Below are 11580 nucleotides of genomic sequence, written 5' to 3' on the forward strand. Positions count from 1 at the left end.
GGACTGCAGAGGGTGGGACTGCAGAGGGTGCGACTGCAGAGGGTGCGCGGCGTCCTCCCTCAGCTCGACGATCGCCGCGGCGACCCGCGAGACGAGATCCGCCGGCAGCTCGCGTCCCCACGGCAGCGCGACCGTGTCCTTGCCCGTGCGCAGCGGCGCGAGCTCGTGCTCGAGCTCGGGCGAGAGCCGCGGCACCGGATGCAGTCCCACGTGCGTCTTCCAGCCGGCCCAGTGGATCGCGTAGCGGCCGCCCAGCATCACGGCCGGCATGCCGTAGCGGATCCGCTCCTCGGCCCCGGGCACCGCGGCGAGGATCAGCCGCCGCACCTCCTCGAGCCGCTCCCGTCGCTCCGGCGGGAACGCGGACAGGTACTCCTCGACGGTGACGGCGGCGGCGCTCATGACGGCATTCTGCTCCTCGCCTGCCAGGATCGGGAGCATGGTCTCCGAACCTCTCGACCCCCGGGTCCTCGCCGCTCTCGACGCCCTCGTCACACCCGCCCTCGTGCTGGAGGAGGCGGTCCTCGACCGCAACATCGCCGCGACCGCCGCCCGGGCCCGTGATCGCGGCCTGGCGCTGCGCCCGCACGCCAAGACGCACAAGTCGCTCGAGATCGCCCGGCGCCAGCTGGCCGCGGGCGCGGTCGGGCTCACGGTCGCCACGGTGTCCGAGGCGGAGGTCTTCGCCGCGGGCGGCTGCGACGACCTGTTCATCGCGTACCCGCTGTGGCTCGACGCCGAGCGGGCCGGACGGCTGCGCCGGGTCCTGCGCACCGCGCGCGTGCGCATCGGGGTCGACTCCGCGGCCTCGGCCGAGCCCAGCGGAGCGACCGAGGCCGCGGAGTAGCACGAGGCCCGGGAAGGCGGACCCGTCGGCAGCCCCCGCTGCCGGGTCGGCCGCCGTCAGAGCTTCAGCCGCACCGCCGTCTCGAGCGCGGCCTCGATGCTGAGCCGCCAGCCCTGCGCGAGGCGCTCCTTCGTGCCGGAGTAGAGGCTCGCACCGTCGACCAGGTTGCTCGAGCAGGCGCAGACCATGCCCGCTCGGAGCCCGCGGAGCCGGGCGACGACGTACAGCGCGCTCGACTCCATCTCGACGTTGAGGATCCCGTGGCGCTCGAGCGTCGCGATCCACTCCGGGGTCTCGGCGTAGAAGGCGTCGTCGCTCGCGTTGATCCCCGAGTGCACGGGCACGCCCTCGCGCTCGGCGATCCCGCGGGTCGCCTCGAGCAGTGCCGAGGTGAGGGCGAGGTCGGGCACGGCGGGGAAGCCCGGATGCGCGTACGCGGCACTCGTGCCGTCGTTGCGCAGCGTCCCCTCGCTCACGAGCAGCGCGCCGGGCTCGATGCCGGGCTGCGTCGCGGCCGAGCTGCCGACCCGGATGACGGAGGTCACTCCGACCCGCGCGAGCTCCTCCACCGCGATGGCGGTCGAGGGGCAGCCCATGCCGGTGCTGGTCGCGGTGATCGGGTGGCCCTTGTAGGTCCCGGTCATCGTGAGGTGCTCGCGGTTGTGCGCGACCTCGCGCACGTCGTCGAGGAACTCGGCGATCATCGGGACTCGGAACGGATCGCCCGGCAGGAGGGCCACGGTCGACACCTCTCCCGGTGCGACTCCGATGTGGTACTGGCGCTCGCCGATCCCGGCTGCGCTCTTGTCGACGGTGCTCATGCCGCCGACCCTACGCAGGCGCTGTTTCGGCGCGGTTACCCGCTCCGGTGCGATCGCGCGGGAGTCACGCCCGGACGTCGACGAGCGTGCGCCCGCGCACCGTCCCCGCGAGGACGTCCTCGGCGATGTCGAGGGCGCCGCTCAGCGAGACCGTCGTCGTGAGCTCGTCGAGCAGCTCGAGGTCGAGGTCGTGCGCGAGGCGCCGCCAGGCCTCCTCGCGGAGCTTCCTCGGCGCCTCGACCGAGTTGACCCCCGCCAGCGTCACTCCGCGCAGGATGAACGGCATCACGGTGGTCGGCAGGTCGGCGCCCTGCGCCAGCCCGCAGGCGGCCACGGCGCCGCCCCACCGGGTCTGCGCGAGCACGTTCGCGAGCGTGTGCGATCCGACGGAGTCGACGGCGCCCGCCCAGCGCTCGGACTGCAGCGGCTTGCCCGCGTCCTGCAGCCCGGCACGATCGACGACCTCCGCGGCGCCGAGACGGCGCAGGAAGTCGCCCTGCTCGACGGAGCGGCCCGAGGACGCGACGACCTCGTGGCCCAGCCGCGCGAGCAGCGCGACGGCGATCGAGCCCACTCCGCCCGCCGCTCCCGTCACGAGCACGGGACCCCCGCCGGGTCGGAGGCCGTGCTTCTCGAGCGCGAGCACCGCGAGCATCGCGGTGAAGCCGGCGGTGCCGATCGCCCCGGCGCGCGCCGAGGAGATCGCTCCCGGCAGTCGCAGGAGCGAGGCGGAGTCGACGCGGGCGCGCTCGGCGAGCCCCCCGTCGACGCGCTCGCCGAGCCCGGCGCCGTTCAGCACCACGCGGTCGCCGGAGTCGAAGCGCTCGGCCGCCGCGCCGTCGGCGTACTCGACGGTGCCGACGAGGTCGATCCCGGCGACCAGCGGCGGGCGCCGGACGATGCCGGGACGGCCCGCGAGCGCGAGGGCGTCCTTGTAGTTCACGCTCGAGTACTCGACGGCGACCACCACGTCGCCGTGGGACCGATCGGGTTCGTCGCGCTCGACGAGCGAGGCGCGGTTCGGGACGGCGGTGTCGGAGGAGTCCTGCTGCTCGACGACGATGGCTCGGAACATGCGCCCACGCTACGCCCGGGAGGGCGTCTCCGTCCCTCCCGGTCCGCTGCTCAGTTCAGCGCCCGCGTCCCCTCGGGCAGCGCACCGCCGGAGTAGAGGGCGCTCGCCGCGTCCTGCAGGGCGGTCAGCGCGACGCGCTGCGTCCACGGGCCGTACGAGATGCGGGCGACGCCCAGCTCCTCGAAGCGGGCGGGGGACTGCGACCCCGGAACGCCGATCACGCTGATCCGCTGCCGTCCGAGCGCGGCGACGAGCGCCTCGATCTCGGCGTCCTGCAGCAGGCCGGGCACGAAGAAGCAGGTCGCGCCGGCATCGAGGTAGGCGCGGCCGCGCTCGACGGCGTCCGCGAGGACCTCGGAGCGGTCGCGGTCGCCCGCGCGCAGGAACACGTCGGTGCGCGCGTTCAGGGCGAAGGGCACCGCCTCCTCCTCCGCGGCCACGACGGCCTTCTCGACGGCGCGCAGCGCCTCGGCGAGCGGCTTCGCCTGGTCCTCGAGGTTCGCGCCGACGACGCCGACCTCGATCGCGCGGCGGACGGTCTCGCCCGCGTCGCCGTAGCCGGCCTCGAGGTCGGCCGAGACCGGCACCTCGACCGCGGCGACGATGCGGGCGATCATGCCGAGGTGCAGATCCAGCGGGATCCGCTCGCCGTCCTCATAGCCGAACGTCGCGGCGATGGAGTGGCTCGCGGTCGCGAGGGCGCGGGTGGCGGGCAGGGCGGCGATCGTGGACGCCGAGACCGCGTCCCAGACGTTCACCACGCTCAGCAGCCCGGGGTCGGTGTGGAGGTCGACGAGGGTGCGTCCGCGCGCTTCGATGCTCATGCCCCGACCCTAGGGTCTCCCCGGTGCCTCGCGCAGGCGAGCCCGTCGCACTCCCCGCACACCACCAGCTGGGCGCGGCAGGCGGGATCGGAGCAGTTGCGCATCCGGCTCGTTGGGGCGGCGCACCCGGCGCAGCGCCCGATCACCTCGGCGTCGGGCGAGAAGGTCAGCGACCCGCGGCCGTCGAAGACGTAGAGGGCTCCCCGCCAGAGCCCGGAGTCGCGTCGCGCCTCGCCGTACCGGGCGATCCCGCCGTCGAGCTGGTACACCTCGCCGAAGCCGCGCGCGGTCATCAGGCTCGAGAGCACCTCGCAGCGGATGCCTCCGGTGCAGTACGTGACGACGGGGCGGCCCTTGAGGTGGTCGTAGACGCCGGAGTCGAGCTGCTCGACGAAGTCGCGCGTGCTCGCGACGCTGGGCACCACGGCGCCGTCGAAGCGGCCGATCGCGGCCTCGAAGGCGTTGCGTCCGTCGAAGAAGACCACGTCGTCGCGCTCGGCGACGAGTGCGTCGAGCTCGTCGGGCTGCAGCTTGACGCCGGTCCCCACGACGCCGTGCTCGTCGACGCGGAGCTCGTCCGGAGCGCCGAACGAGACGATCTCGTCGCGCACCTTGACCGAGAGTCCGGGGAAGTCGGCGCTCGCGCCGTCCTCGTCCAGGCCGGACCCCTCGCTCCACTTCGCGTCCAGGCCGCGGAACGCCGGGTGCTCCTTCGTCCGGCGGAGGTAGCGCTTGAGCGCGCCCATCTCGCCGCCGAGGGTGCCGTTCAGCCCGTCCTTCGAGACGAGCAGCCGCCCGCGCAGGCCCAGCGACTCGCACAGCTCGCGCTGCCAGAGCCGGATCGCCTCGGGGTCGGCGAGCGGCACGAAGCGGTAGAACAGCAGGATCTTCGGCAGCACCGGCACATCCTACGAGGGTGCGGCCGCTCGGGAAACGGCCCCGCAACACGGCTGTGGCAGCATCGGCGGGTGACCGACGCCCCCACCACCCTGCCGCACTCCCGGATCGAGGACGTCTTCGGGCTGGTGACCGGGGCGTTCGTCGTCTCGCTGGGCCTGTTCCTCCTGCGGGCGAGCGAGGCCGTGACCGGCGGCACCGCGGGGCTGGCCCTGCTGCTGGGCTATCCGCTGCCGATCCCGTTCGGCGTGATCCTCGTCGTCGTCAACATCCCGTTCCTCGCGCTGTCGCTGTGGAAGAAGGGCTGGCGCTTCACCCTGCGCACGATGTTCTCGATCGTGCTCGTCTCGGTGCTGGCGGGACTGCACCCGCTCGCGTTCGGCACGCTGAGCATCGAGCCGGTCTACGGAGTGCTCACGGGCGACGTGCTCGCGGGCATCGGCCTGCTGATCCTGTTCCGGCACGGCTCGAGCCTGGGCGGCTTCAGCATCGTCGCCCTGATCGCGCAGGAGCGGCTCGGCTCGCGGGCAGGCTACGTGATGATGGCGCTCGACGCCTGCGTCGTCGTCGCCGCGCTGCTCGTGGTGCCGCCGGTGAACGTGCTGATCTCGGCGGCCGGCGTCGTGGTGCTCAACCTCGTTCTCGCGTTCAACCACCGGCCCGGCCGCTATCTCGGCTCCTGAGCAGCTGCTCCGCAAGCCCTGGCCCTCGTCGCGTGCGTTCGTACCCTGGAGAGGGCCCGCGATCGCGGGTCGCCCCGTCCGAACGGAGAACCCGATGTCCGACTGGAACTACGACCCCTACGCCCGCCTCGGGGAGGTGCCGTCCTTCACCCTCACCAGCGACGACATCACCGACGGCGCCCCGATGGCCGCCCGCCACTACGGCGAGGGCTCGGGCGGCGAGGACGTCTCTCCGCACCTCGCCTGGTCGGGAGTGCCCGAGGGCACGAAGAGCTTCGCGGTGACCGTGTTCGACCCGGACGCGCCGACGGGCTCGGGCTTCTGGCACTGGGCGCTCTACAACCTGCCCGCCGACACGACCGAGCTGCCGACGGGAGCGGGGGCGGCCGGCTTCGAGCTGCTGCCGCCCGGCGCGCAGACCCTGCCGAACGAGATGCGGCTGCGCCAGTTCATCGGAGCGGCGCCGCCCGACCGCGAGCACCGCTACTTCTTCGTCGTGCACGCCCTCGACGTGGAGCGCCTCGACCTCGATCCGGAGTCGACGCCCGCGATCCTGGGCTTCAACGTCCACTTCCACACCCTCGGCCGCGCGCAGATCGTCACCACGGCGACGCCGGACGGCGCGAAGGGCTGACGACCCGTTCCGGGCCCGACGGGGGAGGCGCCGCGCTCAGCCGAAGAGCGTGCGCGCCTCCTCGTACCGGGAGTCCGGCACGGTCTTGAGGGTGCCGAGGGCCTCGGCGAAGTCGACGTGGTAGATGTCGGTGCCGCGCAGCGCCACCATGCGGCCCCAGTGCTCGGCGACGACGGAGTCGATCGCGGCCATGCCCAGGCGGGTCGCGAGGACGCGGTCGAACGCGGTCGGCGTTCCTCCGCGCTGGATGTGACCGAGGGTCGTGGCGCGGGTCTCGATGCCCGTGCGCTCCTCGATCATGGGGGCGAGCATCTCGCCGATGCCCCCCAGGCGCGGGCGGCCGAAGGCGTCGAGGCCGCGCTCGGAGTGGGCGTCGTCCATCGTGTCGAGCGAGAAGCCCTCGGCGACGACGACGAGCGGCGCACGACCGCGATCCTGTGCGCTCTGCACCCACTCGACGATCTGGTCGATCGAGGTGCGCTTCTCGGGGATGAGGATGACGTGCGCGCCGGCGGCCATGCCGGAGTGCAGGGCGATCCAGCCGACGTGGCGGCCCATGACCTCGGCGACCATGCAGCGGCCGTGCGAGTCGCCGGTGGTGCGGAGGCGGTCCATCGCGTCGGTCGCGATGCCGACGGCGGTGTCGAAGCCGAAGGTGTAGTCGGTGGCGCCGAGGTCGTTGTCGATGGTCTTGGGGACGCCGACGATCTTGAGGCCCGCGTCGGTCAGGCGCTTCGCCGCGGCGAGCGTGCCCTCTCCGCCGATCGCGATGATCGAGTCGATGCCGTTGCGCTCCATCATCGCGGCGATCTTCTCGGGGCCGCCGTTCTCGCCCTCGAAGGGGTTCGTCCGGCTCGTGCCGAGGATCGTGCCGCCCTGCTTCGCGATGCCCTGGATGTCGGAGCGCTCGAGCGGCATGAGGTCGCCCTCGACCACTCCCCGCCAGCCGCCGCGGAAGCCCACGAACTCCTGGTCGTACACCTTGATGCCCTTGTAGACGGCACCGCGGATGACGGCGTTGAGGCCGGGGCAGTCGCCCCCGGAGGTCAGGATCCCGATCTTCACCCGCTCAGAGTAGAGGACGCCGGAGTCCGCGGCGCACCCGCGGGGCGGAGGGAGGCCCGGCCGCCGGTCCGGACACGACGACGGGCCCCTCCTCGCCGCCTCGAGGAAGGGCCCGTCGTCGTGCGGGGACGGTGGACTAGCCGGCCGAGCTCGCGTTGAGCTCGCCGTTGACTCCGTTCGGGAAGAACCCGCCCTTGGTGGTCGCCTTCGGGTTCAGGTAGACGATGTTCAGCACCTGGCCGGGGCTGCGGCTGAACGCGATGCCGTTGGCGTCGGTCGGCTGGATGTTCGCCGCACCGTTCACCTTGATGCCCTGGTCGAGGTCGGTCGCCGCGCCGTCGAGGGAGTCGCGGGCGTCCGAGAGCTTGCCCGCGGCGACGTCGAGCCCGAGCGCGTAGAGCGACGAGCGGATGGTGCCCGCGTGGTAGGCCTCGACCGCGAGGATGCCGGCGGCCGCCTCGAGGTACGTCGGCGAGTCGATCAGGGGAGCGGCGCCCTTGTACGCCGTGACTCCGACATCCTCGAACACGAACGCGCCGAGCAGGAAGTTCTGCTCGTTCAGGAACGGGTCGAAGGTCCCTCCGGGAGCGATCAGTCCGGCCGCCGCGGCGGCGGCGTTGAAGCTCGCCTGGAGGTTGATCGCGGGCCGCGCGACGGCCGAGGTGCCGATGGCCTTGCGGAGGAACTTCACGTGCGCCCGCTCGTCCTGGGCGATCTCGGTCGCGACCGACTTCAGCCACGGGGTCTTGAACGGCACCGCGCGACCGCCGGTGACGGAACCGGGGGTGCCGACGCCGGTGGCGTCGGCGGCGTCCAGGCCCCGGCCGGTGACGGCGCGGAGGTAGAACTCGGCCTCGAGGTACTCGAGGTTGAGGGCGAAGTTCAGGATCGAGCCGTCGCTCGGTCCGCCGGGCGCCTGGTCGGCAGCGGCGGCGGAGGGGGCGGCGGCCAGGGCGGCCGCGCCGATGCCGAGGCCGGCGACGCCGGTGGCCTCGAAGAAGCGGCGACGGTCCAGAGCGGTCTCGGAGCTCCTGACGATCGCCTTGCGGATGAAGGTCGTGTCGAACATGTGCGCATCTCCAGTGATAGGCGGATGCCGGACGACTGAACGCCGTCGCGACAGCGCGAAGCTACGCCCGTGAAGACGCCCCTGACCAGCGGAATCGGCGAGAAACATCTGCGCATGTGGTCATCGGTCCTGGACCAATCCGGGCGTCGCGCCGGCTCCGAAGAGTCAGTGCTGGAGGGCTGTCGCCGGCCCCGCCGCCGAGCTCGTCCGGCGGTGTCGGAGGGCGCGATTAGCATCGCTGCGTGACGTCCGCCCCTCCTCCTCCCGTGCCCGCTCGGGCGACGGTCTACGCGCCCGCCGTGCCGGTGAGCCTCGCACTCACCGTCCGCACGCTGCTGCGCGGTACGGGCGACCCCACGATGCTGATCGACGCCTCCGGCTTCTGGAAGGCGTTCCGCACGCCCCGCGGCGCGGGCACCCTGCATCTCGTGCAGGCGGTCGACGGCTCCGTGCGCGCACGGGCGTGGGGCGAGGGCGCGGAGTGGCTGATCGCGCAGGTGCCCGAGCTCCTGGGGCACGGCGACGACTGGAGCGGCCTCGATCTCTCCTCGCACCGGCCCCTGGCCGACGTGCTGCGCCGGGTCGAGGGCCTGCGGCTCGCCCGTGCCGGGCTGGTCTTCGAGATGCTGGCGCCCTCGATCCTCGAGCAGAAGGTGACGAGCACCGAGGCGTGGCGGGCGTACCGGGCGCTGGTCCGCCGGTACGGCGATCCGGCCCCCGGCCCGGTGCCCGTGCCCCTGCACGTCGCGCCGACGGCGGAGCAGTGGCGCCGCATCCCGTCGTGGGAGTGGCACCGGGCGGGAGTGGATCCGCGCCGCTCGCGCACCCTGCTCACGGCCGCGCTCGTCGCTCCCGGCCTCGAGCGCACGCTGGCCTTCGGCCGCGGCGGCGCGGAGGTCGAGTCGCGGCTGCGCTCGGTGCCCGGGATCGGCGCGTGGACCGCCTCCGAGGTGATGATGCGCGCGCACGGCGATCCGGACGCGGTGAGCGTGGGCGACTACCACCTCGCCGCGGCAGTGGGCTTCGCGCTGACCGGCCGCCTCGGAGTCGACGACGACGGCATGCTCGAGCTGCTCGAGCCGTGGCGCGGGCACCGGCAGCGGATCATCCGGCTGATCGGCTGCAGCGGCGCGCGGAAGCCGCGCCACGGGCCGCGGATGACCATCCAGGACCACCGGTGGCACTGACGGCGTGAGATCCCGCGCGTCCGACGACCGGGCGCGTCCAGGATCAGGCCCCCAGCTCCTCCATCACCGCCATCGCCGCGTTGTGGCCGCCGAGTCCCGAGACGCCGCCACCCCGGCGTGCTCCCGCGCCGCAGACGAGCACGCGCGGATGCGCGGTCGCGACTCCCCAGCGCTGCGCCGGGGTGTCCAGCGGCTCGTCGTCCTCGGCGAACGGCCACGAGAGCGGTCCGTGGAAGATGCTGCCGCCCGGCAGGCCCAGGCTCTCCTCGAGATCGTGCGTCGTGCGCGTCTCGAGGCAGGGGGCGCCGTCGGCGTCGAGGAGGATCAGGTCGCGGATCGGCTCGGCGAGCACCGAGTCGATCGAGTCGAGGATCTCCTCCTGCAGCCGCTCCCTGGTCGACGCGTTGTTCTCGGCGGTCAGCCAGCGGTCGGGGGTGTGCAGGGCGAAGACGGTGAGGGTGTGCGCTCCGGAGGCGGCCAGCTCGGGCGAGAGGATCGTCGGGTCGGTCAGCGAGTGGCAGTAGATCTCGCACGGGATCGGGGTGGGCGTGCGGCCCTTCCCCGCCGCCCGGAAGGCCGACTCCAGGGCGTCCCAGCCCTCGTTCACGTGGAACGTGCCGCCGAAGGCCGCCTCCGGCGAGACGCTCTCGTCGCGCAGTCGCGGCAGGCGCCGCAGCACGAGGTTGATCTTGACCTGCGCGCCCTCCGGCCGACGGCCGCCGACGCCCGACCCGCCGTCCATCAGCCGGTCGAGGACGAACGGCGCCACGTTCGAGAGCACGAACCGCGCGCGGACCCGGCGGCTGCGCGGGCCCCGGCGGTAGACGACGTCGGCGTCGGCGCCGATCGCGGTCACCTCCGCCCCGGTCAGGATCCGGGCCCCGGCGTCGCGGGCCGCGCGGTCCAGGACGCCCGAGACCGAGCCCATGCCGCCGACCGGGACGTCCCAGTCGCCCGTCCCGCCGCCGATCACGTGGTAGAGCAGGCAGCGGTTCTGGGCGAGGTCGGCATCGGCCGCGCCGGCGAAGGTGCCGATCAGGGCGTCCGTCAGCAGGACGCCGCGCGCGAGGTCGTTCTCGACGCTCCGCTGGATCGCCTCCCCGATCGGGCGCTCGACGAGCGCGCTCCAGACGGAGTCGTCGGCCACGAGGCGCCGCGCCTCCTCCCGTCGCAGCAGCGGCTGGGTGAGGGTCGGCCAGAGCGCCGTCGCGGCCGTCGAGGTGAGGCGCGAGAAGCCGGCGAAGCCCTCGGCGTCGGCCGGGGAGCCGAGCCGGGCGAAGGAGGCGGCGGTCGCCTGCGCGTCGTGCGTGTCGACGAGCAGCCCGCGGGTGGGGTCCGCGGGATCGGGAGTGTAGGAGGAGTAGCGGCGCCGCACGAGCGGCACATCGATCCGGAGGTCGTCGAGGATCGTGCGCGGCAGCAGGCTCACCAGGTAGGAGTAGCGGCTGAGCCGGGCCTCGACGCCGCGGAACGGGTACTCCGACACGGCGGCACCGCCCGTGCGACCGCTCTTCTCGAGGACCAGCACGTCGAGCCCGGCCTGCGCGAGGTAGGCCGCGGCGACCAGGCCGTTGTGCCCGGCGCCGACGATCACCACGTCGGCCGCCGGATCGGACGGCGGCGAGGCGGGACGCGGTCCGGGCGCCGTGCCGCTGCGCTCGCGGTCCGAGACGTCCAGGGGCCGGTGCCGATCGCGTCGGGCTGTGCTTCGCGCCATGCAGGCCAGTGTGGTCGGCCGGGAGGCGGGACGCGAGTCCGGCGCCGCTCGGCTGCTCCGCTCAGTCGGCGTCGCTGCGCAGCGCCTCCGTGACGAACTCTCGCAGCGAGAAGAGGATCTCCTCGCTCGAGCGTCCGCTGGACTCGGCCAGGCGGCCCGTCAGCCAGGTGAGGCAGATGACCGAGGCCCCCGCCACGTCCGACGCGGTCGGCACGACCACTCCCTCGTCGTCGACCACGCCCTCCTCGATCGGGCTCAGTGCGCGCTCGAGCACGGCCAGGTTCATCGGGCCGGTCGCCTCGCCGTCGAAGGCGGCCGTGCTGTCGATCAGTGCCTGGGCGGCGATCATCGCGGCACGCGGGACGGGCAGCGGATCCATCGGGTCTCCGATCGCGAGCGGGGGTGTTCGGGTGCGCCCATCGTCCCGCTCGGCCCCACCGGCGTCCACCACACGCGACGGGAAGGGGGAGTCCTCCCAGGGGCGGTCTTGCAGAGCAGTCGGCACGAGGGGGGCGACACGCCCCGCCTGGCCGCCGCCTCGGGCATAGCCTCGTGGGATGGAGCAGTCGACGTCCTCAGCCGTGCCCGGGAACGACCCGGAGCGCGAGGTGCCGATCGACGCGCCGGGGGCCGGCGAGGAGCCCGCCGCGCCGGAGCACCAGCAGCCGCAGCAGCGCGAGCAGCGCCGGCAGCCGCGGCCCGACGGCGCGCGCGACGCGCGTCCCGTCGATCGCGGCGCTCTGAGCGAGACCGGCCAGTAC

14 protein-coding genes are annotated in these 11580 nt (G+C 73.6%); 5 read left to right on the forward strand and 9 right to left on the reverse strand.

Annotated elements, in window-relative coordinates:
* Positions 1–402 (reverse strand): iron chaperone (locus NB037_RS16470; RefSeq protein ID WP_251947674.1); only part of this gene is annotated, 402 nt, incomplete at its 3' end.
* A gap of 37 nt (positions 403–439) precedes the next feature.
* Between NB037_RS16470 and NB037_RS16475 the strand changes: the two genes are divergently transcribed.
* Positions 440–847, forward strand: a complete 408-nt coding sequence (locus NB037_RS16475; protein ID WP_308202084.1) for a type III PLP-dependent enzyme domain-containing protein — start codon at positions 440–442, stop codon at positions 845–847.
* A 56-nt stretch (positions 848–903) separates the two neighbouring features.
* On the opposite strand, the gene NB037_RS16480 is transcribed toward NB037_RS16475, so the two are convergent.
* The 4 genes from NB037_RS16480 to trhO form a co-directional block, all read right to left on the reverse strand.
* Entirely contained in the window at positions 904–1668 is a 765-nt protein-coding gene (locus tag NB037_RS16480; protein ID WP_251947676.1) for a nucleoside phosphorylase, read from the reverse strand.
* Between the two features lie 64 nt (positions 1669–1732).
* Positions 1733–2743 carry an MDR family oxidoreductase gene (locus NB037_RS16485; RefSeq protein WP_251947678.1) on the reverse strand — a complete coding sequence of 337 codons (1011 nt, stop codon included), beginning with the start codon at positions 2741–2743 and terminating at the stop codon, positions 1733–1735.
* A 50-nt stretch (positions 2744–2793) separates the two neighbouring features.
* Positions 2794–3567, reverse strand: a complete 774-nt coding sequence (locus NB037_RS16490; protein ID WP_251947681.1) for an isocitrate lyase/PEP mutase family protein — start codon at positions 3565–3567, stop codon at positions 2794–2796.
* Entirely contained in the window at positions 3564–4463 is a 900-nt protein-coding gene (gene trhO, locus NB037_RS16495; RefSeq protein ID WP_251947706.1) for an oxygen-dependent tRNA uridine(34) hydroxylase TrhO, read from the reverse strand. Before trhO ends, NB037_RS16490 begins: the two co-directional genes overlap by 4 nt.
* Positions 4464–4535: 72 nt before the next feature.
* Here trhO and NB037_RS16500 point away from each other — a divergent pair, with 72 nt between their 5' ends.
* Positions 4536–5147 (forward strand): YitT family protein, encoded by a 612-nt coding sequence (locus tag NB037_RS16500; protein ID WP_251947684.1) that lies wholly within the window; start codon positions 4536–4538, stop codon positions 5145–5147.
* A 94-nt stretch (positions 5148–5241) separates the two neighbouring features.
* Positions 5242–5781, forward strand: coding sequence for a YbhB/YbcL family Raf kinase inhibitor-like protein (locus NB037_RS16505; protein ID WP_251947686.1), 540 nt, complete (start codon positions 5242–5244; stop codon positions 5779–5781).
* A gap of 36 nt (positions 5782–5817) precedes the next feature.
* Here the strand turns inward: NB037_RS16505 and NB037_RS16510 are convergent, their stop codons facing one another.
* Positions 5818–6846: a 6-phosphofructokinase gene (locus tag NB037_RS16510; RefSeq protein ID WP_251947691.1), complete on the reverse strand. Its 1029-nt coding sequence runs from the start codon at positions 6844–6846 to the stop codon at positions 5818–5820.
* Positions 6847–6982: 136 nt separating this feature from the next.
* On the reverse strand, positions 6983–7915 hold the full coding sequence (locus tag NB037_RS16515) for a ferritin-like domain-containing protein (RefSeq protein ID WP_251947694.1): 933 nt from the start codon (positions 7913–7915) through the stop codon (positions 6983–6985).
* Between the two features lie 242 nt (positions 7916–8157).
* Between NB037_RS16515 and NB037_RS16520 the strand changes: the two genes are divergently transcribed.
* Positions 8158–9102: a DNA-3-methyladenine glycosylase family protein gene (locus NB037_RS16520; RefSeq protein ID WP_251947697.1), complete on the forward strand. Its 945-nt coding sequence runs from the start codon at positions 8158–8160 to the stop codon at positions 9100–9102.
* A gap of 43 nt (positions 9103–9145) precedes the next feature.
* On the opposite strand, the gene NB037_RS16525 is transcribed toward NB037_RS16520, so the two are convergent.
* Positions 9146–10819 (reverse strand): phytoene desaturase family protein, encoded by a 1674-nt coding sequence (locus tag NB037_RS16525; protein WP_251947700.1) that lies wholly within the window; start codon positions 10817–10819, stop codon positions 9146–9148.
* A 61-nt stretch (positions 10820–10880) separates the two neighbouring features.
* Positions 10881–11198: a hypothetical protein gene (locus NB037_RS16530; protein ID WP_251947703.1), complete on the reverse strand. Its 318-nt coding sequence runs from the start codon at positions 11196–11198 to the stop codon at positions 10881–10883.
* Positions 11199–11376: 178 nt separating this feature from the next.
* On the opposite strand from NB037_RS16530, the gene NB037_RS16535 reads away from it, so the two are divergent.
* Positions 11377–11580: hypothetical protein (locus NB037_RS16535; protein ID WP_372490775.1), on the forward strand; the 204-nt coding region annotated here is incomplete at its 3' end.

Origin of the sequence: Rathayibacter rubneri (genome assembly GCF_023743255.1) — a bacterium.
GTDB lineage: Bacteria > Actinomycetota > Actinomycetes > Actinomycetales > Microbacteriaceae > Rathayibacter > Rathayibacter rubneri.